The organism is Agromyces bracchium, from assembly GCF_009709675.1.
Taxonomy (GTDB): Bacteria; Actinomycetota; Actinomycetes; order Actinomycetales; family Microbacteriaceae; genus Agromyces; species Agromyces bracchium.
Map to the genome: position 1 here is coordinate 91,964 of NZ_WMLB01000019.1, position 23,886 is coordinate 115,849.

The following is a 23,886-nucleotide window of genomic DNA, read 5'->3' on the forward strand; positions in this document are numbered from 1 at the left end:
GAACTAGGACTCGCTGCGGCAGCTAAGGAGAAGCAGGCCGTGAAGCACGGACCTAGGCTAACACCGCGCGCGCGGGCGAGCGCAACCATGACGGCGACGGATGCCGCGGGCGGCCGTCGCACGCACCGGGCGGGTGCCGCCCCCATGGCCCGGCACCCGCCCCGCGGCATCCGCCCGCGTCTCTCAGCCGATCACTCGATCGCGAGGGCGGCGACCGGCGAGACGGCCGTCGCCCGGCGCGACGGCGCGAGCGACGCGACCAAGGTCAGCACGCCCGCCGCGACGATCAGCACCCCGACCACGCCCCACGGGATCGAGGGCAGGATCACGAGCGGCTCCCCCTGCACGCTCCCGAGCATCGACTGCGCACCCGCCCAGCCGTAGAACGTGCCGAGCACGAGGCCGGTGAGCGTCGCGGCGGCCGTCAGCGCCGCGCTCTCGGCGAGCACCATCGTGCGGAGCTGCCGGCGTTCGAAGCCGAGGGCGCGGAGCAGCCCGAGTTCGCGCGTGCGCTGGAGCACGCTCAGCGAGAGCGTGTTGACGAGCCCGACGGCGGCGATGAGCGCGCTGAACCCGATGAGGATGCCGAACACGGCGACCGTCGCGGAGACCATCTGCTCGATGCCCGCGCGGAGATCCGGGCGATCCTCCGTCGCAGCGAGCAGCAGGTCGCGGTACGACTCCATCGCGACGGCGAACATCGTCACGAGCGTCACGCCGATGACGAGCCCGATCGTCATCCGGGAGCTCCGCTCCGGGTGGCGGACGGCGTTCTCCGCGGCGAGGCGCGCCGACGGCGACGTGCCGAGCGCGCGTCCGACCAGGCGCAGGATCGGCGGCATGACGACGTGCGCGCCGAGCACGATGCCGGTGAACGAGAGCACGCCGCCGACGAGCCCCACGAGGACCCCGAGCGGCGTGACGAGCCCGAGCGCGACGCCGGCGAGGAGGAGCAGCGTGCCGACGATCGCGAGGGTCGCGGCGGTCGCGGTCCGGCCGCGCCGCCCGGCGAGGTCCTCGCGGGATCGCGCGGCGGCGTTGCCGAGCGCCTCCGACGGGCGGACGGCGAGGACGCGCCGCGAACCCGCCCACGCCGCCAGCCACGTCGTCAGCACGGCGACGATGGCCGGCGGCAGCACGACGGGGTCGACCCACGCGTGGTCGACGCGCGGCAGCACGTCGGCGGCCGCGGCCCACTCGGCGAGGCCGATCGCGACGAGCGTGCCGACGACGAGCCCGAGCGCCGCGCCGGTCGCGCCGATCACGAGTCCCTCGCGTGCGATCGCCCCGCGCTGCGCGCGGGCCGTCGAACCGAGCAGGCGCAGCAGCGCGATCTGCCGGGTGCGGCCGGCGACCACCGTCGCGACCGTGTTGGCCGTGACGACGCCGCTCACGTAGACCGCGATGACGATGAACACCCAGGCGACGATGGCGAGCATCAGCGCCGCCGTGCCGCTGGATCCGGTGACGTCGTCGGCGCGCATCGCCGAGCCGAGGTAGCCCGTCACCTGAAGCAGCGCGACGCCGAAGGACGACGCGAGCGTCGCGACGACGAGCGTCGGGCCGTGCTCGCTGCGCAGCCTCGCGATCACGCGGCACGCTCCATGGAGAGCATGTACGTCGCGATCTCCTCGGCGCTCGTGCGCTGCGCATCGCGCACGATGCGGCCGTCGGCGAGGAAGAGGATCCGGTCGGCGTGGCTCGCGGCGATCGGATCGTGCGTGACCATGGCGATCGACTGGCCGTGCGTCCGGCTCGCGTCCGCGAGGAGCTCGAGCACCTCGCGGCCGGTGCGCGAGTCGAGGTTGCCCGTCGGCTCGTCCGCGAACACCAGGTCGGGTCGGGTCGCAAGCGCACGTGCGATCGCCACGCGCTGCTGCTGGCCGCCCGAGAGCTCGTGCGGGCGGTGACGCAGCCGGTCGGCGAGGCCGAGCCGCTCGACGAGGCCGTCGATCAGGGTGCGCTCCTCGCGCGTCGGCCGCCGCCCGTCGAGTTCGAACGGCAGCAGCACGTTGCCGAGGGCATCGAGCGTCGGGACGAGGTTGAACGCCTGGAACACGAAGCCGACGCGGCGGCGGCGGAGCACCGTCAGCGCGCCGTCCGGCAGGTCGGTGATGTCGGTGTCGCCGAGCCACACGCGACCCGTCGTGGGCGAGTCGAGCCCCGCCATGATGTGCATGAGCGTCGACTTGCCCGAGCCGGACGGCCCCATGATCGCGGTGAACTCGCCGCGGCGGAGGCCGAGCGAGACGTTCTCGAGGGCGGCGACGGCGCCGGCGCCCGTTCCGTACTGCTTGCCGAGGCCGGCGACGCGGGCGACGAGTCCGAGGTCTGAGGGTTGGATCTCCATGTCGGCGACGCTACGGACGCCGTATGGCGTCGCGCGTCCGCCGATCGTCGATGCCGGGTCATCCGCTCGGATGACCCGGCCGGCGACGCCTCACCCGGCGGGCAGGTCGTGCTCGTACGCGAAGACGACGAGTTGCACGCGATCGCGCAGCCCGAGCTTGCCGAGCACGCGGCTGAGGTGCGTCTTCACGGTCGCCTCGCCGAGGAACTCGGCCGCCGCGATCTCCGCGTTCGAGAGCCCCTTCGCGGCCAGAGCGAAGATCTCCCGCTCGCGCGCGGTGAGCTCGGCCCAGGCCGCGGGCGCCGGGCGGCGCCCGTTGCCGCGCGACGCGTGCGCGATCAGGTCGCGCGTCGCGTTCGCGGCGATCACGGCATTGCCGCGATGCACCGTGCGGATCGCGGCGAGCAGGAACTCGGGGTCCGCGTCCTTCAGCACGAACCCGCTCGCACCCGCCCGGATGGCTCGCGCGGCGTTCTCGTCGAGATCGAACGTCGTCAGCACGAGCACGCGCGGCGGCTCCCGGCCCTCGCGCGCGGCGTCGGCCAGGATCTGCTCGGTCGCGGCGATGCCGTCGAGCTGCGGCATCCGCACGTCCATGAGCATGACGTCGGGACGGCTCCGCGCCGCGAGCGCGACCGCGGCTCGGCCGTCGGCGGCATCGCCGGCGAACACCAGGTCGTCCTGCGACTCGACGAGCATGCGGATCCCGGCCCGGAAGAGCGCCTGGTCGTCGACGAGTGCGACGCGGATGGCGCTCATGCCGCTGCCTGCGCGGGGATGCGGGCGGTCACGACGAAACGCCCGTCGGCCGCCTCCGCGGCGAACGAGCCGCCGGCGAGCTCGGCTCGCTCGCGCATGCCGGGGATGCCGTGCCGGGGAGCCGTCGAGCGGCCGGGCGGATCGCCCTCGGCCTCCCCCTCGCCGTCGCGGCCGGCCGCGTGGTACATCGCGTTCTCGACCCGGATCGCGACGCCGTCGGCGTCCCAGTCGAACTCGAGCCGCACGGGCGCATCGGGATCCCCGTGCCGCAGCGCGTTGGTGAGGCCCTCCTGCACGATGCGGTACACGGCGATCTGGTGGCCGGCGCCGAGCGCGACCCGGTCGCCGCGCTCGGTCCGTCGCACGTCGAGTCCGGCCCCGCGGACCTGCTCGACCAGGTCGTCGAGGTCGTCGAGGGCCGGCTGCGGCGACGAGCCCTCGCGATGCCGGAGCTCGCCGAGGAGCATCCGCACGTCGCCGAGCGCGTCGCGCGCCACGCCCGAGATGGTCTGCAGCGCCTCGGTCGCCGCCTCGGGTCGTGTCCGCGCGGCGAAGCGGGCGCCGTCGGCCTGCGCGATCACGACCGCGAGCGAGTGCGCGACGACGTCGTGCATGTCGCGGGCGATGCGTGAGCGCTCCTGCTCGACCACGTACCGGTACTCGGCGTGCTCCCGCTCGCGCCGGTCGAACTCCGCGCGTCGCCGCTGCTCGCGCGCGTCGCGCACGGTGCGCACGAGCAGCCCGATCGTCCATGCGAGCACGAGCCCCGCCAGTGCCGCGCCGAACAGCAGTGCGGTCCACGCCAGGGTGGCGAGGGCCTCGGATGTCGCGACGACGCCGACCCCGTCGACGAACGGCTTCACGAGCGCGAGGTACACCGCCGCGAGGACCGCGCCCGCGCCCGCCGACCCGAGGCCCCACCAGCGGACGGCGCGTGAGCCGTGCGCCGAGGTCGAGTAGACGACGACGAACACCGCGACATCCGCCGGCTGCAGGTCGCGCAGCAGCAGCATCTGCACACACGCGGCGACCCACGCGACCACGAGCGAGGCGCCGGGCGCGACGCGCCGGATCGCGAGCGCCGCGGCGAACAGCACGGAGACGATCACGTCGGGCCAGCCGCCGACGAGCGCGAACAGCGAGCACGCCACGAGGAAGAGCGCGGCCAGGACGCCGTCGACGATCAGGGTCGTCCGCTGGGTCGAGGTGCTCACCGCACCACGCTACGCCCTCGCCGCGACCCAGCTCCGGGGTCGCCGGCGAAGTCATCCGATCGGCTGACGTCGCCGTGCGTCAGAACCCGAGCCGCCCCAGCTGCTTCGGGTCGCGCTGCCAGTCCTTCGCAACCTTCACGTGCAGCGCGAGGTAGACCTTCCGGCCGAGCAGTGCCTCGATCTGCCCGCGCGCCCGCTCGCCGACCTCGCGCAGACGAGCCCCGCCCTTGCCGATGATGATGCCCTTCTGGCTGTCGCGCTCGACGTACAGGTTCGCGTACACCTCGAGGAGGTCCTTGTCCTCGCGCTCGATCATGTCGTCGACGGTGACCGCGATGGAGTGCGGCAGCTCGTCGGAGACGCCCTCGAGCGCGGCCTCGCGCACGAACTCGGCGATCCGCTCGGCCGTGTCCTCGTCGGTCGTGGTCTCCGCCGGGTAGAGCGGATGCTCCGACTGGGGCATCAGCTGCAGCAGCTCGTCGACCAGCACGTCGAGCTGTTCGCCCCGCGGCGCCGAGACGGGGATGATCGCATCCCACTCGCGCAGCTGCGACACCGCGAGCAGCTGCTCGGCCACCTTCGCCTTGCCCGTGGCATCCGTCTTCGTGACGATCGCGACCTTCTTCGCGCGCGGGTACTGGTCGAGCTGCTCGTTGATGAACCGATCGCCAGGGCCGATGGCCTCGTTCGCCGGCACGCAGAACCCGATGACGTCGACGTCGCCGAGGGTGGACTGCACGAGCGAGTTGAGGCGCTCGCCGAGGAGCGTCCGCGGCCGGTGCAGCCCCGGGGTGTCGACGACGATGAGCTGGCCGTACGAGCGGTGCACGATGCCGCGGATGGCGCGCCGCGTCGTCTGCGGCTTCGAGCTCGTGATCGCGACCTTCTCGCCGACGAGCGCGTTCGTGAGCGTGGACTTGCCGACGTTCGGGCGCCCCACGAAGGAGACGAACCCGGCGCGGTAGTCGGTCATGGGCGGATCCCCTCGTGGGTGGCGGGCTCGTCGTCGGCGAACGCCGCACGGACGTCGATGAGCGCCTGGTCGGCCTCGACGAGGATCGTCGCGATGCGCTTGCGGCGCCCCTCGGTGCGTTCGGCCTCGAGGAGGAGGCCGCTGACGCTCACCCGGTCGCCGCGGAGCGGGAGGCGACCGAGTTCCTTGGCGAGCAGGCCCCCGACGGAGTCGACGTCCTCGTCCTCCAGGTCGAGGCCGAACAGCTCGCCGAGCTCGTCGACCGGCAGGCGGGCGTTCACCCGGTAGCGGCCCTCGCCGAGTTCCTCGACCTGCGCGGCCTCGCGGTCGTACTCGTCGGAGATGTCGCCGACGAGCTCCTCGATCAGGTCCTCGAGCGTCACGAGCCCGGCGATGCCGCCGTACTCGTCGACGACCATCGCGAGGTGGTTCGACTCGAGCTGCATCTGCCGCAGCAGGGCGTCGGCGCCCATCGACTCGGGCACGAACGCGGCAGGACGTGCGAGGTCGGCGACCGTCAGCGTCGCGGCGTCCAGCGGGCGCTCGAAGCCGAGCCGGGCGAGGTCGCGCAAGTACAGCACGCCCACGATGTCGTCGGCCTCGCGATCGATGACCGGGATGCGCGAGTAGCCCTCCTTGAGGAAGAGCGCCATCGCCTGCGGCAGGTGCGCCGAGGACTCGATCGTGACCATGTCGGTGCGCGGCACCATGACCTCGCGCACGAGCGTGTCGCTGAACTCGAAGATCGAGTGGATGAGTTCGCGGTCGCCCTGTTCGAGCACCTCGAGCTCGGTGGCCTCGTCGACCATGCTGAGCAGCTGCTCCTCGCTCGAGACGCCCGCGAAGCGGATGCGGCTCGGCGTGACGCGGTTCCCGAGCGAGACCAGCGCGTTCGCGAACGGCCCGAGCAGCACGCGGACGAAGCGGATGAGCGGGGCGGAGAGTCGCAGCACGGTGCCCGGGTGCGCGCGTCCGACGCTGCGAGGGCTCGCACCGACGAGCACGAACGAGACCGCGGTCATGACCGCGGCCGACACGAGCAGGACCAGCCACACCTCGGAGATGAAGAACGTGAATGCGAGGGTGACGAGCACGGCCGCCGTCGTCTCCGCCAGGATGCGCATGAAGTTCACGGCGTTCACGTGCGCGCCCGTGTCCTCGGCGATCGCGAGGAGCGATCGGCGGGCGCGCGCGCCGATCGCGAGGTCGACGATGTCGGCGCGCGACATGACCCCGACCGCCGAGTCGACCGCGGCCATCAGGCCGCCGAACGCGACGAGGACGAAGGCGGCCGCGAGGAAGAGCCAGGGCAGCATGATCAGCGGCGTCGCTCCTGCATCGAGAACCCGACGAGGATGTCGCGCTGGATCCCGAACATCTCCTTCTCCTCGTCGGGCTCGGCGTGGTCGAAGCCCAGGAGGTGGAGGATGCCGTGCGTGGTGAGCAGCAGCAGCTCGTCGAGCAGCGCGTGGCCGGCCGCCTTCGCCTGCGTCTCCGCGACCTGCGGGCAGAGCACGACGTCGCCGAGGAGGCCCGGCGGCGCGGGCTCCTCGGCCGTGCCGGGTCGCAGTTCGTCCATGGGGAAGCTCAGCACGTCGGTCGGGCCGGGCTCGTCCATCCACTGCACGTGCAGCTGCTCCATGGCGCCCTCGTCGACGAGCACGATCGCGAGCTCGGCGTCGGCGTGCACGTGCATCATGTCGAGCGCGTAGACCGCGAGGCGCTGGAGCGCGGACTCGTCGACCTCGATCGACGACTCGTTGTTGATCTCGATGCTCACGGCTGCCTCTTCCTCGGGAGGTGGTCACGGGGGCCCTGCGCGCCGCGCCGGTCGGCGCCGCGACGCTCGGCCCGGTTCGCGAACTCGCGCGCCTGCTCGCGCTCGTACCGCTGCGCCTGCGCGCGCTGGTCGAACTCGGTGTAGGCGTCGACGATGCGACCCACGAGCGTGTGCCGCACGACGTCGTCGCTGGTGAGCCGGGCGAAGTGGATGTCCTCGACGCCGTCGAGGATGCGCGTGACGAGGCGCAGGCCGCTCGAGCCGCCCGGCAGGTCGACCTGCGTGATGTCGCCGGTGACGACCATCTTCGATCCGAATCCGAGGCGCGTCAGGAACATCTTCATCTGCTCGGGCGTCGTGTTCTGCGCCTCGTCGAGCACCACGAACGAGTCGTTCAGCGTGCGACCGCGCATGTACGCGAGCGGCGCGACCTCGACGGTGCCCGTGGCGAGCAGCTTCGGCACGAGCTCGGGGTCCATCATCTCGTTCAGCGCGTCGTAGAGCGGGCGCAGGTACGGGTCGATCTTCTCGGTCAGCGTGCCCGGGAGGAACCCGAGCCGCTCCCCCGCCTCGACGGCCGGGCGGGTCAGGATGATCCGGTTGACCTCCTTGCGCTGCAGCGCCTGCACGGCCTTCGCCATGGCGAGGTAGGTCTTGCCGGTGCCGGCGGGGCCGATGCCGAACACGATGGTGTGCTCGTCGATCGCGTCGACGTAGGCGCGTTGGCCCTCGGTCTTCGGCCGGATGGACTTGCCACGGCTGGAGACGATGACCTGCCCGAGCTGTTCGGACGGACGGGCATTCGGGTCGGCGTCGAGCATGCGGGCCGAACTCCTCACTTCGATGGGTGTCGGGTCGCCGCCGCCGCGGACGAGCTCGAGGAGCTCCTCGACCAGTCGACGGACGCGGAGGCGGTCTTCGGCGTCGCCGCGGATGGCGATCTCGTTGCCGCGCACGTGCACGTCGACGCCGGGGTACTCCCGTTCGATCGTCGTGAGGAGCCGGTCCTGGGGTCCGAGGAGCCGGACCATGGCGATGCCGTCGATCTTCAGTCGCTCCTCGTCGGAGCGGACCTCGGATCCGGAGAGCGGGAGGTCCCCCGCGTCGTCAGCCGCCAAGCGATCCCTCCCTGAGGCCGCCCCCGAGGACGTGGGCGTGCACGTGGAACACGGTCTGGCCCGCAGCGGGGCCGGTGTTGAAGACGAGACGGAACTGCCCGTCGGCCAGGTCGTCGGCGATGCCCTTCGCCACCGAGACGAGCTCGGCGAGCAGCTCGGGGTCGTCGGCGGCGAGCTCGACGACGTCGCGGTGCCGGCCGATGCGCGGCGTCACGATCACGTGCACGGGCGCCTGCGGCGCGATGTCGTGGAACGCGATGACGCGATCGGTCTCGGCGACCATCTTCGCCGGGATCTCGCCGGCCGCGATGCGCTCGAAGACCGTGGGCTCAGCCGTTCCGCTCATCCCTCCATCGTAGCGACGGATGGCTCACCACCGCCCGAGCGCGACCGAGAGCACGGCGATCGCGGCGGGACCGGCCGTGGACGTGCGGAGCACCGAGTCGCCGAGGCGCACCGGTTCCGCGCCGGCCTCACGGAGCCGCTCGATCTCGGCCGGGTCCATGCCGCCCTCCGGGCCCACGACGAGGGCGAGGTCACGGCCGTCGGGGCGGATGCCGCTGAGCGGCGTCTCCGCGCCGGGCACGAGCAGCAGCATCCGCTCGCCCTCGAGCCGCGCGGGCAACTCGCGCGTCGACGCCACCGGTTCGACCGCGGGGATCCGCGCGCGGAGGGACTGCTTGACGGCCTCGCGCACGATGCTCGCCCAGCGGACCCGGCCCTTCTCGGCCTTCGGCCCCTCCCAGCGCGACACCGACCGGGTCGCCGACCACGGCACGATCCGGTCGACGCCGAGCTCGGTCGCGGCCTGCACGGCGAGCTCGTCGCGGTCGCCCTTCGCGAGCGCCTGGACGAGCGTGATCCGGGGCGACGGCTCGGGCTCGTCGCCGACCGACTCGACCTCGATCTCGAGCCGCCGCGGCTCGGCCGCGGTCACCGGCCCGTGCACGACGCGCCCGCGGCCGTCGCCGATCGAGACCCGCTCGCCGACGCGCAGCCGCGAGACCGTGACCGCGTGCCGCGCCTCGTCGCCGTCGAGCTCGACCGCGTCGCCCGGGCGCACCGAGTCGAGGTCGAGCGTCTCGTCGAGGTAGAGGTGGCTCATCGCGGCATCCGCTCGATGCTCAGCCCAGGAACCGGTCGCGCAGGCGCGCGAAGAGGCCCTGCTGGAAGTGCCCGAGCTGCGGCGGCTGCGCCTTGCGCTGCTTGGCCAGCTGCTCGACGAGCTCGCGCTCCTTGTGGTTGAGCTTGGTCGGCGTGACGACGTGCACCGCGACCCTGAGGTCGCCGCGGCCGCTGCCGCGCAGGTGCGTGATGCCGCGATCCTTCACGGTGAGGATCTCGCCCGACTGCACGCCCGGCTTCAGCTCGAGGTCGACGTCGCCGTCGAGCGCGGCGACCTTCGCCGAGGTGCCGAGCACGGCATCGGTCATCTGCACCTCGAGCGTGCACAGCAGGTCGTCGCCGTTGCGGCTGAAGACCTCGTGGTTCTTCACCTTGATCTCGAGGTAGAGGTCGCCGTTCGGGCCGCCTGCCGGGCCGGCCTCGCCGGAGCCCGGCATCTGGAGGCGCACGCCCGTGTCGACGCCCGCCGGGACGTCGACGGGCACCGTCCGGCGCGCCCGGACGCGGCCCTGGCCCTGGCAGGTGACGCACGGCGTGGCGATGATCGTGCCGTACCCGCGGCAGGATCCGCACGGGCTCGAGGTCATCACGTTGCCGAGGAGCGAGCGCACCGCGCGCTGGATGTGACCCGAGCCGCCGCAGATGTCGCACCTCACGGGCGAGGTGCCCGGCCGGCAGCACGAGCCGTGGCAGGTCTCGCACACCACCGCGGTGTCGACCTCGATGTCGCGGTGGGTGCCGAAGATGACGTCGTCGAGTCCGACCTCGAGGCGGATCAGGGCGTCCTGGCCGCGCTCGCGGCGCGATCGCGGCCCGCGGCTGGCCTGCCCGGCGCCGAAGAACGTCTCGAAGATGTCGCCGAAGCCGCCGAAGCCCGCGCCGCCGCCGCCGAACCCGCCCTGGCCGCCCAGGTCGTACTGCTGGCGCTGCTTCGGGTCGGAGAGCACGTCGTAGGCGTGCGTGACCTCCTTGAACCGCTCCGACGCCTCGGCGCCGGGGTTCACGTCGGGGTGGAGCTCGCGTGCGAGCCGGCGGTACGCCTTCTTGATCTCGTCCGGGGAGGCGTCGCGAGCGACGCCGAGGACCTCGTAGTGGTCGGCCACGTGAGGCGGGTTCCTTTCGATTGCCGGTGACGGATGCCGCGTGGCGGCCCCGTGCGGTTCAGCTCTCGCCGAGCGTGCGGGAGAGGTAGCGGGCGACCGCGCGGACGGCGGCCATGCTCTGGGAGTAGTCCATGCGGGTGGGGCCGACGACCCCGAGGCGCGACACGTCGCGCCCGGGCACGGCGAACGCGGTCGACACCACGGAGGTGTCGCCGAGGCCGAAGGCGGCGTTCTCGCGACCGATGCGCACGGCGATGCCCTCGTCGGCGGCCATCTCGCCGAAGAGCCGGAGGATGACGACCTGCTCCTCGATGGCCTCCATCACGCCGAGGATGTTCCCGGCGAAGTCCTGCTCGGTGCGCACGAGGTTCGCGGCGCCGGCGACGACGAGCCGGTCGGACCGGGTGATCTTCGCCTGGTCGGCGAGCGTCGCCGCGAGCGTGTGCAGCACCTCGGCGTGCGCGCGATCGGCGTGTTCGGTCTCGGCGGAGAGTGCGGTCGCGGCATCCGCCATCGTGAGGCCCGCCGCCACCTCGTTGAGGCGGTCGCGCAGTCGCGCGAGCGTCGCCTCGTCGGCCGGCTGGTCGAGCTCGGCGAGCCGCTGCTCGACCTGGCCGCTGTCGGAGATGAGGATGCAGAGCACGCGCGTCGGCGCGAGCGAGACGAGCTCGACGTGCCGCACGCGCGCGCGGGCGAAGCTCGGGTACTGCACGACGGCGAGCTGGCGGGTCAGCTGGGAGACCAGGCGGACCGTGCGGCCGAGCAGTTCGTCGAGGTCGTTCGACTCGCCGAGGAAGGTCTCGATGGCGTGCCGCTGCGTGGCCGAGAGCGGGCGGATGTCGGCGAGCTGGTCGACGAACACGCGGTAGCCCTTGTCGGTGGGGATGCGGCCCGACGACGTGTGCGGCGCCGCGATGAGCTCCTCCTCTTCCAGGAGGGCCATGTCGTTGCGGATCGTCGCCGCCGAGACGCCGAAGTGGTGACGCTCGACGATCGTCTTCGAGCCGACCGGCTCGCGGGACTCGACGTAGTCCTGCACGATCGCGCGGAGCACCGCGAGACTGCGTTCGGAGACCATGACCCTCGCTTCCCTCGACCGATCGGACCCGGACGACGCGTGCTTGGCACTCCGCCCACGTGACTGCTAATCATATCGCGAGAATCAGGGCGTACACCGTTGCCGGGCGGTCCGCCGCGCCGATAGCGTGTGCATCATCCCGCACCCCCACGGGCCGTGAACGGCCACCGACCGTGCGCTTCCCCACATCGAAAGGCTCCCGAAATGACCGACTCCAACCTTCCTCCGCAGGATCCGAACGCCGCACCGCAGCCGACCCCGGCCGCGCCGCTCTCGCACGAACAGGACGTGCAGTGGGGCTCCTTCGCGCACCTCGGCGGCATCCTCGGGATCCTGCCGTCGCTCATCATCTGGCTCGTCTTCAAGGACCGCGGATCGTTCACGAACACCGAGGGCAAGGAGGCGCTGAACTTCCAGATCACGCTGGTGCTCGCCACCGTCGCGCTGTGGGTCCTCACGACGATCATCACCGTGGTCACGTTCGGCTTCGGGTACGTCTTCAGCTTCCTCACGTACCTCCCGTGGGTCATCGGCGTGATCTTCTCGATCATCGCGTTCATGACCGCGAAGGACGGCAACCACTACCGCTACCCCTTCGCGCTGCGCCTCATCAAGTAGGTCGCCGACGAGCCTCCGACGCGCCGGTCGAGCATCCCTCGACCGGCGCGTCGTCGTGTGCCAGCATGAGGGGAACGACCCCTGTCCGGGCGCCACCACAGAGGAGCAGGCATCATGTCCGACGCACCACCTCCCACCCCGCCCACGCCGCCCGCAGGCGGCCCGCCGCCGCCCCCGCCGGGTGGTCCGACCCCGCCGCCGCCCGGCGGACCCACGCCGCCGCCGCCCGGCGGCGGCGCGTACCAGCAGAGCCAGCCGCTCAGCCCGGCCGACGAGAAGCTCTGGGCCACGCTGATCCACATCGGCGGCATCCTGTTCGGCTTCCTGCCCGCACTGATCGGGTACCTGGTCCTGAAGGACAAGGGCCCCTTCATCCGCGAGCACACCGCGACGGCGCTGAACTTCCAGATCACGCTGCTGATCGCCTACGTCGTGGGGTCGATCCTCACGTTCGTGATCATCGGCATCTTCCTGCTGATCGCGGCCTGGATCGCGGCGATCGTGTTCGGCATCATCGCGGCGATCAAGGCGAACAACGGCGAGTACTACGTGTACCCCGTCGCCATCAAGTTCGTCAGCTGATCTCGGTACGCGCTTCGCGCTACTCGATCACCGTCTCGAGCAGGCGCCGCACGACGGCGTCCGCCAGCAACCGCCCTCGTCGGGTCAGCGTGAGCTTCCCGGCGAGGGCGGTTCGTGCGTCCACGAGCCCGTCGGCGATGAGACCGGCGACCGCGTGCCGACCGCCGGCGTGCAGGCTCGAGACCTCCACGCCCTCCCGGATGCGCGTCGCGAGGAGCACGCGCTCGGTCTCACGCGTCGCGTGGTCGAGCGTCTCGCGCCCGACCGCCGGCGAGATCCCGGACGCGAGACGCTCCGCGTACGCCGCCGGATGCTTGGCGTTCCACCATCGGACGCCCCCGACGTGGCTGTGCGCACCGGGGCCGACGCCCCACCAGTCGTCGCCGCGCCAGTAGCCGAGGTTGTGCCGCGACCGGTGCGCCGCGTCCGTCGCCCAGTTCGAGACCTCGTACCACTCGTAGCCCGCCCGGCCGAGCAAGTCGTCTGCGAGCTCGTACATATCCGCCTCGAGGTCCTCGTCGGGCGTCGCGAGCTCTCCTCGGCGAATCTGCCGGGCGAGCTTCGTACCGTCCTCGACGATGAGCGCGTAGGCGCTCACGTGGTCGGGGCGCTCGGCGATCACGGCCGCGAGGCTCGTGCGCCAGTCGGCCAGCGTCTCGCCGGGCGTGCCGTAGATGAGGTCGAGGCTCACGTCGAGTCCCGCCTCGCGCGCCCACCCGACGACGAGCGGGACCCGCGCCGGGTCGTGGGTCCGGTCGAGCGCGGCGAGGACGTGCGGCACGGCGGACTGCATGCCGAACGAGACCCGCGTGAACCCGCCGTCGGCGAGGCGCCGCAGGTCGTCGGCGTCGACCGAGTCGGGGTTCGCCTCGGTCGTCACCTCGGCGCCCTCGGCGATGCCGAACGCGTCGCGCACGGCGCCGAGCATCCGGACGAGGTCGGCAGCCGGCAGCAGGGTCGGCGTGCCGCCGCCGAAGAAGACCGTCGACGCCGCGCGATCGGGGGCGCCGGATGCCTCGAGCACGTCCCGGGCGAACCGCACCTCCGCCGCCGCCTGGTCGGCGAAGTCCTCCTGCCGGGCGCCGCGGAGCTCCCCCGACGTGTACGTGTTGAAGTCGCAGTAGCCGCACCGCACGCGGCAGAACGGCACGTGCAGGTACACGCCGAACGCGCGGGACGCGGCATCCGTCGTCGCACTCGCGGGCAGCAGCCCGTCGGCCGGCGCCGGGTCGGCGATCGGCAGGGGTCCGGCCATCAGACGGGGAAGGCGGGGTGCAGCGCACGCAGCTCGAGCCTGGTCAGCTCGCGCCGTCGCCGCCGGACGAGCGGGCCGAACACGCGCCGCACGCCGCCGTTCGGCTCGAACGCCGAGCGGATGGTCAGCCACACCGAGTCGTCGTCACGGTGCTCGAGAATGAACGACTCCTCGCCGTTCTCCGAGGCGTCGCCCGTGGTGCCGTATGCGAAGCCGATCCGGTTCGGCTCGTCGACGACGTAGACGACGAGGACCGGCGTCGAGCGCGTGCGGACTCGACCGCGTCGCTTCAGGGTCGCGGTCATTCCGGCGCTGATGTACGGCGTGCCGTCGGGGCCGAACCGCTGCTCGACGCGCGGTGCGGGCTGCTCTTCGAGCGGGGCACCGGCCTCGTCGTACGCGAGGCCCGTGTACTGCGCGCCCGTGCCGGGCGACGCGTCGACCACGCTGAATCCGGCGCCCTGCTGGATGCCCCACGTCATGAGCGCCTCCGCCGAGGCGTCGAAGCGCTCGCGCCCGGAACCCAGCCGCACCGAGTCCTCGGAGGGTGTGAACCCCGCCGGCGGATACCGCAGCAGGTCGGGGTCGAGCGTCGCGCCGATCGCCCCATAGGTGACCGACTGGTCGGTGAACGTGCTTCGCCGGGTCATCGTGCCCCCTACTTCTTGGCGTCCTTCTTCTCGGTCTCCCCGCTCAGGGCGGCGATGAACGCCTCCTGGGGCACCTCGACGCGGCCCACCATCTTCATGCGCTTCTTGCCCTCCTTCTGCTTCTCGAGGAGCTTGCGCTTGCGCGTGATGTCACCGCCGTAGCACTTCGCGAGGACGTCCTTGCGGATGGCGCGGATCGACTCGCGCGCGATGATGCGCGCGCCGATCGCCGCCTGGATGGGCACCTCGAACTGCTGCCTCGGGATGAGTTCGCGCAGGCGCCCCGTCATCAGCACGCCGTAGGCGTACGCCTTGTCGCGGTGCACGATCGCGCTGAACGCGTCGACCTGCTCGCCCTGCAGCAGGATGTCGACCTTCACGAGGTCGGCGGCCTGGTCGCCGGCGGGCTCGTAGTCGAGCGATGCATACCCGGCGGTCTTCGACTTGAGGTTGTCGAAGAAGTCGAACACGATCTCGCCGAGCGGCATGTTGTAGCGGATCTCGACGCGGTCCTCGCCGAGGTACTCCATGCCGAGGAGCGTCCCGCGACGGGACTGGCAGAGCTCCATGATGGTGCCCACGTAGTCCTTCGGCGCGAGGATCGCCGCCTTCACGATGGGCTCGCGCACCTCGGCGATCTTGCCGCCGGTCGGGAACTCGCTCGGGTTGGTGACCGTGACCGACTTCTTGTCCTCCGTCGTCACCTCGTAGACCACGGACGGCGCGGTCGCGATGATGTCGAGGTCGAACTCGCGGCGGAGGCGCTCGGTGACGATCTCGAGGTGCAGGAGGCCGAGGAACCCGCAGCGGAAGCCGAAACCGAGCGCGACCGACGTCTCGGGCTCGTACACGAGCGCCGCATCGGAGAGCTTCAGCTTGTCGAGCGCCTCGCGGAGCTCGGGGTAGTCGCTGCCGTCGATCGGGTAGAGGCCCGAGAAGACCATGGGCAGTGGCTCGGTGTAGCCGGCGAGCGGCTCGGTGGCGGACTTGGCCAGCGTTGTGACCGTGTCGCCGACCTTCGACTGGCGCACGTCCTTCACGCCGGTGATGAGGTAGCCCACTTCGCCGACCCCGAGCCCCTTGGTCGGCGTCGGCTCGGGCGAGCTCACGCCGATCTCGAGGATCTCGTGGGTCGCCTTGGTCGACATCATCTGGATGCGCTCGCGCGGGTTCAGCTGGCCGTCGACCATGCGGACGTAGGTGACGACGCCGCGGTAGCTGTCGTAGACGGAGTCGAAGATCATCGCCCGCGCCGGGGCATCCGCATTCCCCTTCGGGGCGGGGATGCGCTCGACGACGCGGTCGAGCAGGTCCTCGACGCCCATACCGGTCTTGCCGGAGACCCGCAGCACGTCGTCGGGCGAGCCGCCGATGAGGTCGGCCAGCTCGCGCGCGTACTTCTCGGGCTCGGCCGCGGGGAGGTCGATCTTGTTGAGCACGGGGATGATCTCGAGGTCGTTCTCGAGCGCGAGGTAGAGGTTCGCGAGCGTCTGCGCCTCGATGCCCTGCGCGGCATCCACCAGCAGGATCGCCCCCTCGCACGCGGCGAGCGAGCGCGAGACCTCGTAGCTGAAGTCGACGTGGCCCGGGGTGTCGATCATGTTCAGGGCGTAGCCCGTGCCGCCGAGCTCCCACGGCATGCGCACGGCCTGGCTCTTGATCGTGATGCCGCGCTCGCGCTCGATGTCCATGCGGTCGAGGTACTGCGCGCGCATGTCGCGGTCGGCGACCACGCCCGTGATCTGCAGCATGCGGTCGGCGAGGGTCGACTTGCCGTGGTCGATGTGCGCGATGATGCAGAAGTTGCGGATCAGCGCGGGATCGGTGGCGGCGGGCACCGGTGGATGGGCGGCTCTCGGAGACATCCTGTCGATTCTCCCATGCATGCGATCCCACTTTCGACGGATGCCGCCCGAGGGCCCCCGGACTACGCTGAATCGCACCATGACCGTGCTCGATGCCCCACTCGTCGGACGGGTCCAGCCGTCCGCCCTGCGCCCCGTCTTCGTCTCGTTGCGGGTCGGCCTCCACGTGCTCGTCGTCGGCCTGACGATGTTCGTCCTCGCCCGGGCCGTGCTCGCCGGCGGCGAGCAGCTCGTCGCGATCTCGATCCTCTCGATCGCCTTCATCGGCGCGTACCTCGTCGGCGTGGTCACCGCGCACCAGGTCGTGACGCCGTGGATGCGGGCGGCCTGGCTCATCATGCTGCTCGGGCTCTGGCTCGGGCTCAGCGCCCTGACGCCCGATGCCGCCTTCCTCGCGTTCCCGCTGTTCTTCCTCGAACTGCACGTGCTCCCCGCGCGGTGGGCGGTTCCGCTCGTCGCCGTGACCTTCCTCATCAGCGTGTGGAGCTCGACCTCGCAGCTCGGCTTCGAGGTCGGCAGCGTGCTCGGTCCGCTCATCTCCGCGGGCGTCGCCGTCATCATCGGCCTCGGCTATCGCGCAATGGCGGTCGAAACGCGCGAACGCCAGTCGCTCATCCTCGACCTGCTCGCCACGCGCGAGGAGCTCGCGGCGGCCAGCCGCGAGGCGGGCACCCTCGCCGAGCGCGAGCGCATCGCGCGCGAGATCCACGACACGGTGGCACAGGGCCTGTCGAGCATCCAGATGCTGCTGCACGCGGCCGAGCGCGACGTCGCCGACGAGGGCACGCGCGACAAGCTCCGCCTCGCGCGCGAGACCGCGGCCGACAACCTCCAGGAGACGCGGCGCTTCATCCGCGAACTCACGCCGCCGGCACTCGACGAGCAGACCCTCCCCGGCGCGCTCCGACGGCTGGCGGATGCCACGAACGAGCAGGCACGCCAGGCCGGCACGCGCACTCGCATCGCGTTCTCGCTGAGCGGCGACCCGGTCGCGCTGCCCATGTCGATCGAGGCGACGCTGCTGCGCATCGCGCAGGGGTCGCTGTCGAACGTCGTCAAGCACGCCGACGCCGCACGTGCCGAGCTCACGCTCAGCTACCTCGGCGACGAGATCGCGCTCGACGTCGTGGACGACGGCGTCGGCTTCGACCCGTCGGTGCTCTCCGGCGCCGACGACGACGCTCCGTCCTTCGGGCTCCGCGCCATCCGTCGCCGCGCCGAGAGCCTCGGCGGCACCGTCGACGTCGAGTCGACGCACGGCGGCGGCACCGCGCTCTCGGTGCGGATCCCGGTGGTTCCCGCATGATCCGCCTGCTGCTCAGCGACGACCACCCCGTCGTGCGCGCCGGCATGCGCGCGCTCCTCGAGGCCGAGGACGACCTGCACGTCGTGGGCGAGGCCGCGACCGCCGAGGAGGCCGTGCGCCTCGCCGAGACCCCGGGCATCGACCTCGTGCTCATGGACCTGCAGTTCCCGGGCGCCCTGCAGGGCGTCGACGCGACCCGGCGGATCCGGTCCATGCCCGCCGCGCCACGCGTGCTGGTCCTCACGAACTACGACACCGACGCCGACATCCTCGGCGCGATCGAGGCCGGTGCGAGCGGGTACCTGCTGAAGGACGCCCCGCCGGGCGAGCTCGTCGCGGCGATCCGCGCCGCGGCGGCCGGCGAGTCCGCGCTCGCCCCGACGGTCGCTTCGCGGCTCGACGAGTCCCAGCGCTCCGGCGACCAGCGGCTCACCGTGCGGGAGGCCGAAGTGCTCGCCCTCGTCGCCGCCGGGCGGACGAACCGGGAGATCGGCCAGGCGCTCTTCCTCAGCGAGGCGACCGTGAAGTCGCACCTCGTGCACATCTTCACCAAGCTCGGCGTCGGGTCGCGCACCGCCGCGGTCGCGCGGGCCCGCGAGCTCGGGGCGATCCGGGCGGGCTGACGGATGCCGCGCGCCCGCGTCGTCCTCGTCCACGGCATCCGCACGTCGGCGACGATGTGGCGCGGGCAGGTGCTGCGGCTCGAGCGTCACGACCTCGAGGTCGTGCCCGTCGACCTCCCCGGTCACGGGGCCCGGCTCGGCGAACCGTTCACGCTGGAGGACGCGCTCGGCGTCATCGGCGACGCGCTCGGCGACCCGGTGCCCGGCGTGCCGCGACTGCTCGTGGGCCTGAGTCTCGGCGGGTACCTGTCGATCGAGTTCGCGGCGCGGCATCCGCACGCCCTCGAGGGTCTCGTCGCCGCTTCGTGCGGCACCCGACCGCGCGGGCCGGGGCTGCACGGCTACCTGCGTCTCGCCGACGCCATCGGCCGCCTCCCCGACCAGGGCCGGGCCCTCAACGACCGGATGGCACGCCTCTTCCTCTCCCCCGCGGCCGTCGACGACATCGTCGCGGGCGGCGTCGCCCTCGACGTGATGCGTCCGGCGATCACCGCGGTCAGTGAGCTCGACCTGGAGGCCTCGATCGCGAGGGTCGAGGTGCCCGTCTGGTTCGTGAACGGCCGCTACGACCACTTCCGGTTCGAGGAGCGGCGGATGCTCCGGGCCGCCGCCGACGGCCGCCTCGTGCACATCGAGGGGGCGACCCACCTCGTGAGCCTTGCGCGACCTGAGGCGTTCACCGCGGCCGTGCTCGGTGCGGTCGCCGAACTCGAAGTGCGGGAGGTCCGCCGCGAGGCGGCGTCCGCCCCGCGCTGACGCGGCCCGCTCGGTGCGGCCGTCGATCCGCGTCGCTTTGCTGCCGCACGGGCGATGCTGGTATCGTTGCCTGTTGGCTTGCGTGTGGGTCCCACCCCCGCACGATGCGCCGCGACGGCCCCTCTACCGATTGCGGCAACTCCGGTACCCGCAGAACACACGAAAGACGAACCACGTGGCAAACATCAAGTCGCAGATCAAGCGCATCCGCACCAACCTGAAGGCGCAGGAGCGCAACAAGGCCGTGAAGAGCGAGCTCAAGACCGTCATCACCGCCACCCGCAAGGCCATCGCCGAGGGTGACAAGGAGAAGGCCACCGCCGCCCTCCGCGTCGCGACCCGCAAGCTCGACAAGGCCGTGAGCAAGGGCGTGATCCACAAGAACCAGGCCGCGAACCGCAAGTCGGCCATCGCGAAGCGGGTCGCCGCGCTCTGATCCGAGCCTCGTTTCGAAGGCCCCGCACCGAGAGGTGCGGGGCCTTCGTCGTTCCCGTTCCCGCGGGCGGTCGCTCAGGCGAGGGCGCGGCCGCGGGCGGCGATGACGCCGACGAGTCGTTCGAGCGCGAACACGGGGTCGCGTTCGGCGCCCTTCACCGCGGCGTCGGCCGCGGCCAGCGCCTGCACGGCGACGCCGAGGCCCTCGTCGCTCCACCCGCCGAGGTCGCGGCGCGCGCGGTCGACCTGCCACGGCGCCAGCCCGAGCGACGACGCCGACGCACCGCGCGAGCCGGCGACCTTCGCCATCGTGCGGATCTTCATGGCGAACGCCGCGACGATCGGCACCGGGTCGGCGCCCGAGTCGAGCGCGTGCCGGAGCGCGATGAGCGCCTCGCCGTGACGACCGGCGATCGCCGCGTCGGCGACCTCGAAGGCGTTGGTCTCGACGCGGCCGCCGTAGTACTTGCGCACGGTCGTCTCGTCGATGTCGCCGGAGGCGTCGGCGATGAGCTGTCGGCACGCCGCCGCGAGCTCTCCGAGGTCGTCGCTGAAGGCGCCGACGAGGGCGCGGAGGGCGGCTGGGGCGATGCGGCGGCCGGCGAGCCGGAACTCGGCCGCCGCGAAGTCCTGCTTGTCGGCGTCGCGCTTGAGTTCGGCGCACACGACCTCGATGCCGCCGCCCTCGCCGGCGCGGAGCGCATCGAGGAGCTTCTTGCCGCGGTTGCCGCCGCGGTGGCGGAGCACGACGGTCGTGCCCTCGGCGGGAGCCGCGAGGTACTCCAGCGCGTCGAGCAGGAACTCGTCGCTGGACTTCTCGACGCCCGTGACGCGGATCAGCCGCGGCTCGCCGAAGAGCGACGGGCTCGCGAGCGTGAGCAGGGTGCCGCGCGTGTAGCCGTCGGCCTCGAGGTCGCTGACCTCGAGGGACGGGTCTTCGGCGCGGAGCGTCTCGCGCACCATCGTGAGGGCGCGCTCGGCGAGCACGTCTTCGCCCCCGGAGACCAGGACGACGGGCGCCGGACGCGTCTCGCTCCACGCCAGCTGCGGAATCGCGGTCTTCGACGACCTGCTGCTGCCCTGCCGTGCCGCCACCGCGCTCCCTTCGTCGTGCCGGTCCAGTCTACGGAGCACCGCCGACGCCGGAGTCCCGTTCGCTCCACAGCTCGAACCCGCCGGGCACGGCCCGGAGCGCCGAGTCCCCCGACACGTCGCTCCGCACCGCCACCGTTCGCGCATCGTCGAGCTGTCCGAGCAGCGACGCCGTCGGGTGCCCGTAGCCGTTCTCCGCTCCCACGCCGATGAGCCCGACGGATGCCGCGAGCTCGCCGTACAGCTCGGCACTCTGGTCGGCGCTCCCGTGGTGTGCCACCTTCACGAGGTCGACCCGCGGCAGGTCCGTCGACCGCCGCATCGCGTCCTGCGCCTCGCGACCGAGATCGCCGAGGAAGATCGCCCGGTAGTCGGGCGTCACGAGATCGAGCACGACGCTCGCGTCATTGCCGGGGACGGCACCCGGTCGCGGCCACACCACCCGCCAGCGGGCCTCGCCGAGCGTGCCCGTCGCCCCGGCGCCCACCTCATCGTGCGTCGCGCCCCCGCCGACCAACGGCTCGAGTGCGCGAGCGGAGCGCACGCCGTCGAGCGGTCCGTGCAGCACTGCGCCGACCCTCCCCGAGAGCGCCGCCGTACCCGTCACGTGGTCCGCGTCCCAGTGCGTGAGCACGACGAGGTCGATGCGGTCGACGCCCGCGTTCGCGAGGCAGCGGTCGAGGGCCTCGGGGTCTGGACCGGCGTCGACGAGCATCACCGCCTCGGCGCTGCGCACCAGCACCGCGTCGCCCTGGCCGACGTCGCACTGCCAGACGTCCCACGCGGTCGGGCGGGACGCGCTCGCGACCATCGGCGGACCTGCGGCGGAACCGAGGGGAACGGCGACGCTGAGGCACAGTGCGACGACGGCTGCCCGCCGCGCGGCGCGGAGCGCTCTCATGCCTGCAGCGGCCTGCGGTGCCAGCACGAGCAGCAGGCCGGCCCCGATGGCCACCACCGCCAGGAGCGCCCCGCCGACGTCCGGCGGCCAGGGCACGCCGGTGAGCGGCATCCGCTCGGCGCCGCGCGCGAGGAGGGCGATCCACGATGCGGGCACCCACGCCACCTGCAGCGCGGCGAGTCCCACCGACGGCAGCACGGGCAGCAGCAGGCAGCCGACGAGGCCCGCCATGGTGGCGATCGGGGCGGCGGGTGCGGCGAGGAGGTTCGCCGGCACCCCGTACACGGGGATCACGGGTTCGAGCAGCACGAGCACGGGTTGGCAGGCGAGCTGCGCTGCGAACGGGATCGCCGTCACGGCCGCGAGCCGACGCGGCATCCACCTCGCGAGCACCCGCGCCAGCGGCCTCGACAGCAGGACCAGTCCCGCCGTCGCGCAGGCCGACAGCGCGAAGCCCGCATCGGTCGCGTACCACGGGTCGATCGCGAGGAGTGCGATGATCGCGAGCCCGAGCGCCGGCACGCCGCCCGCGGCGCGGGCGGTCGCGCAGGCCGTGAGCACGACGATCGCCATCGCGGAGGCGCGGACGACGCTCGCCTCCGGCGTGACGAGCGCGACGAATCCACCGAGCGCGGCGAGGGCGGCGACGACGCGAGCGACGCGCGGGAGTCCGGCGAGCCCCGCGATCCAGAACGCGGCAGCCGTGATGATCGCGCAGTTCGCCCCTGAGACCGCGGTGAGATGCGTGAGCGATGCGGTCGTCATCGCGGCATGCAGGTCGTCGGCCACGCGCGAGGTGTCGCCGATCGCGAGGCCCGGCACGAGCGCTCCCCCGTCGCCGCCGAGCCCAGCGGATGCCTCCGCCAGCCCCTCCCGCAGTGGGTGCGTCCAGGCGAGCCATTTCGGAGCCGGCCCCACCTCGACGACCTTCGAGGCGTTCAGGCGGTACGCCGCGCGCGAGGCTGCCGGCATCTCCGACAACCGCCCCTCGACGACGAGCGACGACCCGAACCCCGACCCATCCGCATCGCCCGGCAGCGACAGGTCGAGACGCACGGACGAGACCTCGATCGCCCCCGAGCCGGATCCGCCGCCCGACAGCGTGATCAGCGTCGCCGCGGCGCGCAGCCGTGGTTCACCCGACCACGGCGACGCGTTCCCCGAACGTGGCGCGGAGTCCAGCCGAACGCTCGCGCGGACCATCTCGCGCGACGAGGCCGCCGCCTCGACGACCTCCGGATGCCGACGCTCGAGCGCGCTCCACGCCGACGTGCCGACGAGCCCCGCAGCCGTCGCCGCCAGGAGCACCGCAGCGGTGGCCGATGTCCACGACCGGGCCGCGCGGTTCGCGCCGTCGGAGCCGCCCCGCTCACCCCGCCATCCGCCCGCACCGCGGCCCACGAGCAGCATCGTCGCGAGCGCGAGCCCGGCGAGACTCCAGGAGACGGTCGGAACGACCCAGGTGGGCACCTCCAGATCGGGCACGGTCGTCGCGAGCCATGCGGTCGCCCAGGCTGAGCCGGCGGGGCCGAGCAGGCGGAGGTCGTGCCCGCGCATTCAGAGGCTCACGAGGTCGACGAGTCCGGAGTAGACGGCATCGCCGATGCCCGCGACCTCCATGAGCTGCGAGACGTCGGTGAACCCTCCGTTCGCCTCGCGCCAGTCGATGATGCGCTGCGCGAGCGCCGGGCCGATGCGAGGCAGCGTGTCGAGCGCCGCGGCATCCGCCTGATTGATGCTGACACGGCCGCCGCTCGCCGTTCCGGCCCCGCCTGCCGCGACCCCCGGACCCGCCGGCGGCACCGCCTCGCCCTCGCGCGGAACGACCAGTTGCTCCCCGTCGACGAGCGGGCGTGCCAGGTTCACGCCGGCCGGGTCGGCATCACCGCCGAGGCCGCCCGCGGCAGCGATCGCGTCGACGACCCGCGCGCCCGTCGTGAGCTCGACGATGCCGGGCTCGGTGACCGCGCCGAGGACGTGCACCAGGATCGTCGGCTCCTGGGCGGCTCCCCCGCCGGCCGGCGAACCGCCGTCGCCCTCGCGCCCCGACGTCGAACCCTCGCCGGCCCCACCGCTGCCGTCGTCGACGCGCACGATCTCACCCTGCGCTCCCCCGCCGCCGGCGCCGATCGAGAGGATCGCGGAGACGGCGACGGCGGCGACGAACAGCACCACGGCCGCGCCAACCGCGACGCGAGCCCGCGGTCGCGCGCGCGAGCCCGCGAGCGGGGCGAGCGCATCCGCGCGGGGTCCATCGGTCACATCGCGACGCTACGGGCGGCGCACGGCGAGCTTCAGCGCCG

General features: G+C 72.6%; 24 protein-coding genes. 6 read left to right on the plus strand and 18 right to left on the minus strand.

Annotation, left to right across the window (positions count from 1 at the left end; genetic code table 11):
* Positions 1 to 191 precede the first annotated feature (191 nt).
* The 12 genes from GJ743_RS07715 to hrcA form a co-directional block, all read right to left on the minus strand.
* Entirely contained in the window at positions 192 to 1,592 is a 1,401-nt protein-coding gene (locus GJ743_RS07715; protein ID WP_328288922.1) for an ABC transporter permease, read from the minus strand.
* Positions 1,589 to 2,350 (minus strand): ABC transporter ATP-binding protein, encoded by a 762-nt coding sequence (locus tag GJ743_RS07720; protein WP_155051314.1) that lies wholly within the window; start codon positions 2,348 to 2,350, stop codon positions 1,589 to 1,591. The genes GJ743_RS07715 and GJ743_RS07720 overlap by 4 nt, the downstream gene beginning before the upstream one ends.
* 90 nt (positions 2,351 to 2,440) lie before the next feature.
* The gene (locus tag GJ743_RS07725) at positions 2,441 to 3,109 is read right to left on the minus strand and encodes a response regulator (RefSeq protein ID WP_155051315.1); all 669 of its coding nucleotides are present in this window, start codon (positions 3,107 to 3,109) and stop codon (positions 2,441 to 2,443) included.
* On the minus strand, positions 3,106 to 4,323 hold the full coding sequence (locus GJ743_RS07730) for a sensor histidine kinase (protein ID WP_155051316.1): 1,218 nt from the start codon (positions 4,321 to 4,323) through the stop codon (positions 3,106 to 3,108). Before GJ743_RS07730 ends, GJ743_RS07725 begins: the two co-directional genes overlap by 4 nt.
* 79 nt (positions 4,324 to 4,402) lie before the next feature.
* Entirely contained in the window at positions 4,403 to 5,296 is an 894-nt protein-coding gene (gene era, locus GJ743_RS07735) for a GTPase Era (protein WP_155051317.1), read from the minus strand.
* Positions 5,293 to 6,612, minus strand: coding sequence for a hemolysin family protein (locus GJ743_RS07740; RefSeq protein WP_155051318.1), 1,320 nt, complete (start codon positions 6,610 to 6,612; stop codon positions 5,293 to 5,295). The genes era and GJ743_RS07740 overlap by 4 nt, the downstream gene beginning before the upstream one ends.
* A 2-nt stretch (positions 6,613 to 6,614) precedes the next feature.
* The gene (ybeY, locus tag GJ743_RS07745; RefSeq protein WP_328288923.1) at positions 6,615 to 7,076 is read right to left on the minus strand and encodes an rRNA maturation RNase YbeY; all 462 of its coding nucleotides are present in this window, start codon (positions 7,074 to 7,076) and stop codon (positions 6,615 to 6,617) included.
* Positions 7,073 to 8,107, minus strand: a complete 1,035-nt coding sequence (locus tag GJ743_RS07750) for a PhoH family protein (RefSeq protein ID WP_155051398.1) — start codon at positions 8,105 to 8,107, stop codon at positions 7,073 to 7,075. The genes ybeY and GJ743_RS07750 overlap by 4 nt, the downstream gene beginning before the upstream one ends.
* A gap of 76 nt (positions 8,108 to 8,183) precedes the next feature.
* A complete protein-coding gene (locus GJ743_RS07755; RefSeq protein WP_155051319.1) occupies positions 8,184 to 8,540 on the minus strand; it encodes a histidine triad nucleotide-binding protein in 357 nt (118 codons plus the stop codon).
* A 24-nt stretch (positions 8,541 to 8,564) separates the two neighbouring features.
* A complete protein-coding gene (locus tag GJ743_RS07760; protein ID WP_155051320.1) occupies positions 8,565 to 9,299 on the minus strand; it encodes a 16S rRNA (uracil(1498)-N(3))-methyltransferase in 735 nt (244 codons plus the stop codon).
* Positions 9,300 to 9,318: 19 nt separating this feature from the next.
* Positions 9,319 to 10,422: a molecular chaperone DnaJ gene (dnaJ, locus tag GJ743_RS07765; protein ID WP_328288924.1), complete on the minus strand. Its 1,104-nt coding sequence runs from the start codon at positions 10,420 to 10,422 to the stop codon at positions 9,319 to 9,321.
* Positions 10,423 to 10,480: 58 nt separating this feature from the next.
* The gene (gene hrcA / locus GJ743_RS07770) at positions 10,481 to 11,500 is read right to left on the minus strand and encodes a heat-inducible transcriptional repressor HrcA (protein WP_155051321.1); all 1,020 of its coding nucleotides are present in this window, start codon (positions 11,498 to 11,500) and stop codon (positions 10,481 to 10,483) included.
* A gap of 204 nt (positions 11,501 to 11,704) precedes the next feature.
* Between hrcA and GJ743_RS07775 the strand changes: the two genes are divergently transcribed.
* Positions 11,705 to 12,118, plus strand: coding sequence for a DUF4870 domain-containing protein (locus GJ743_RS07775; RefSeq protein WP_155051322.1), 414 nt, complete (start codon positions 11,705 to 11,707; stop codon positions 12,116 to 12,118).
* 114 nt (positions 12,119 to 12,232) lie between these two features.
* Positions 12,233 to 12,700: a DUF4870 domain-containing protein gene (locus GJ743_RS20155; RefSeq protein WP_155051323.1), complete on the plus strand. Its 468-nt coding sequence runs from the start codon at positions 12,233 to 12,235 to the stop codon at positions 12,698 to 12,700.
* Between the two features lie 19 nt (positions 12,701 to 12,719).
* Here the strand turns inward: GJ743_RS20155 and hemW are convergent, their stop codons facing one another.
* The 3 genes from hemW to lepA are packed head-to-tail and all read right to left on the minus strand — an operon-like array spanning position 12,720 to position 16,470.
* The gene (gene hemW / locus GJ743_RS07785) at positions 12,720 to 13,955 is read right to left on the minus strand and encodes a radical SAM family heme chaperone HemW (protein WP_155051324.1); all 1,236 of its coding nucleotides are present in this window, start codon (positions 13,953 to 13,955) and stop codon (positions 12,720 to 12,722) included.
* Positions 13,955 to 14,605: a DUF1990 family protein gene (locus GJ743_RS07790; RefSeq protein ID WP_155051325.1), complete on the minus strand. Its 651-nt coding sequence runs from the start codon at positions 14,603 to 14,605 to the stop codon at positions 13,955 to 13,957. The genes hemW and GJ743_RS07790 overlap by 1 nt, the downstream gene beginning before the upstream one ends.
* 8 nt (positions 14,606 to 14,613) lie before the next feature.
* Positions 14,614 to 16,470, minus strand: coding sequence for a translation elongation factor 4 (gene lepA, locus GJ743_RS07795; RefSeq protein ID WP_155051326.1), 1,857 nt, complete (start codon positions 16,468 to 16,470; stop codon positions 14,614 to 14,616).
* A 79-nt stretch (positions 16,471 to 16,549) separates the two neighbouring features.
* Between lepA and GJ743_RS07800 the strand changes: the two genes are divergently transcribed.
* The 4 genes from GJ743_RS07800 (at position 16,550) to rpsT (ending at position 19,591) form a co-directional block, all read left to right on the plus strand.
* The gene (locus tag GJ743_RS07800; protein ID WP_155051327.1) at positions 16,550 to 17,776 is read left to right on the plus strand and encodes a sensor histidine kinase; all 1,227 of its coding nucleotides are present in this window, start codon (positions 16,550 to 16,552) and stop codon (positions 17,774 to 17,776) included.
* The gene (locus GJ743_RS07805; RefSeq protein ID WP_155051328.1) at positions 17,773 to 18,399 is read left to right on the plus strand and encodes a response regulator; all 627 of its coding nucleotides are present in this window, start codon (positions 17,773 to 17,775) and stop codon (positions 18,397 to 18,399) included. The genes GJ743_RS07800 and GJ743_RS07805 overlap by 4 nt, the downstream gene beginning before the upstream one ends.
* Before the next feature lie 3 nt (positions 18,400 to 18,402).
* On the plus strand, positions 18,403 to 19,155 hold the full coding sequence (locus tag GJ743_RS07810; RefSeq protein WP_155051329.1) for an alpha/beta fold hydrolase: 753 nt from the start codon (positions 18,403 to 18,405) through the stop codon (positions 19,153 to 19,155).
* A 175-nt stretch (positions 19,156 to 19,330) separates the two neighbouring features.
* Entirely contained in the window at positions 19,331 to 19,591 is a 261-nt protein-coding gene (gene rpsT, locus GJ743_RS07815) for a 30S ribosomal protein S20 (RefSeq protein ID WP_328288925.1), read from the plus strand.
* Between the two features lie 74 nt (positions 19,592 to 19,665).
* On the opposite strand, the gene holA is transcribed toward rpsT, so the two are convergent.
* From holA to GJ743_RS07830, 3 genes are read right to left on the minus strand one after another with little or no spacing between them, the layout of a single operon-like run.
* Positions 19,666 to 20,685 carry a DNA polymerase III subunit delta gene (holA, locus tag GJ743_RS07820; protein ID WP_328288926.1) on the minus strand — a complete coding sequence of 340 codons (1,020 nt, stop codon included), beginning with the start codon at positions 20,683 to 20,685 and terminating at the stop codon, positions 19,666 to 19,668.
* A gap of 28 nt (positions 20,686 to 20,713) precedes the next feature.
* Positions 20,714 to 23,140, minus strand: coding sequence for a ComEC/Rec2 family competence protein (locus GJ743_RS07825; protein ID WP_155051331.1), 2,427 nt, complete (start codon positions 23,138 to 23,140; stop codon positions 20,714 to 20,716).
* A complete protein-coding gene (locus GJ743_RS07830; protein WP_328288927.1) occupies positions 23,141 to 23,845 on the minus strand; it encodes a ComEA family DNA-binding protein in 705 nt (234 codons plus the stop codon). It lies immediately after the preceding gene.
* Positions 23,846 to 23,886: the final 41 nt, after the last annotated feature.

Excerpts from the sequence above, each read along its gene's own strand:
- GJ743_RS07775 (WP_155051322.1), top strand. The coding sequence starts at position 11,705 with ATGACCGACTCCAACCTTCCTCCGCAGGATCCGAACGCCGCACCGCAG.
- GJ743_RS07720 (WP_155051314.1), bottom strand. The coding sequence starts at position 2,350 with ATGGAGATCCAACCCTCAGACCTCGGACTCGTCGCCCGCGTCGCCGGC.
- GJ743_RS07725 (WP_155051315.1), bottom strand. The coding sequence starts at position 3,109 with ATGAGCGCCATCCGCGTCGCACTCGTCGACGACCAGGCGCTCTTCCGG.
- GJ743_RS07810 (WP_155051329.1), top strand. The coding sequence starts at position 18,403 with ATGCCGCGCGCCCGCGTCGTCCTCGTCCACGGCATCCGCACGTCGGCG.
- GJ743_RS07790 (WP_155051325.1), bottom strand. The coding sequence starts at position 14,605 with ATGACCCGGCGAAGCACGTTCACCGACCAGTCGGTCACCTATGGGGCG.
- GJ743_RS07800 (WP_155051327.1), top strand. The coding sequence starts at position 16,550 with ATGACCGTGCTCGATGCCCCACTCGTCGGACGGGTCCAGCCGTCCGCC.
- GJ743_RS20155 (WP_155051323.1), top strand. The coding sequence starts at position 12,233 with ATGTCCGACGCACCACCTCCCACCCCGCCCACGCCGCCCGCAGGCGGC.
- GJ743_RS07805 (WP_155051328.1), top strand. The coding sequence starts at position 17,773 with ATGATCCGCCTGCTGCTCAGCGACGACCACCCCGTCGTGCGCGCCGGC.
- hemW (WP_155051324.1), bottom strand. The coding sequence starts at position 13,955 with ATGGCCGGACCCCTGCCGATCGCCGACCCGGCGCCGGCCGACGGGCTG.
- GJ743_RS07740 (WP_155051318.1), bottom strand. The coding sequence starts at position 6,612 with ATGCTGCCCTGGCTCTTCCTCGCGGCCGCCTTCGTCCTCGTCGCGTTC.
- GJ743_RS07825 (WP_155051331.1), bottom strand. The coding sequence starts at position 23,140 with ATGCGCGGGCACGACCTCCGCCTGCTCGGCCCCGCCGGCTCAGCCTGG.
- GJ743_RS07755 (WP_155051319.1), bottom strand. The coding sequence starts at position 8,540 with ATGAGCGGAACGGCTGAGCCCACGGTCTTCGAGCGCATCGCGGCCGGC.
- era (WP_155051317.1), bottom strand. The coding sequence starts at position 5,296 with ATGACCGACTACCGCGCCGGGTTCGTCTCCTTCGTGGGGCGCCCGAAC.
- GJ743_RS07750 (WP_155051398.1), bottom strand. The coding sequence starts at position 8,107 with ATGGTCCGGCTCCTCGGACCCCAGGACCGGCTCCTCACGACGATCGAA.
- GJ743_RS07760 (WP_155051320.1), bottom strand. The coding sequence starts at position 9,299 with ATGAGCCACCTCTACCTCGACGAGACGCTCGACCTCGACTCGGTGCGC.
- hrcA (WP_155051321.1), bottom strand. The coding sequence starts at position 11,500 with ATGGTCTCCGAACGCAGTCTCGCGGTGCTCCGCGCGATCGTGCAGGAC.
- lepA (WP_155051326.1), bottom strand. The coding sequence starts at position 16,470 with ATGTCTCCGAGAGCCGCCCATCCACCGGTGCCCGCCGCCACCGATCCC.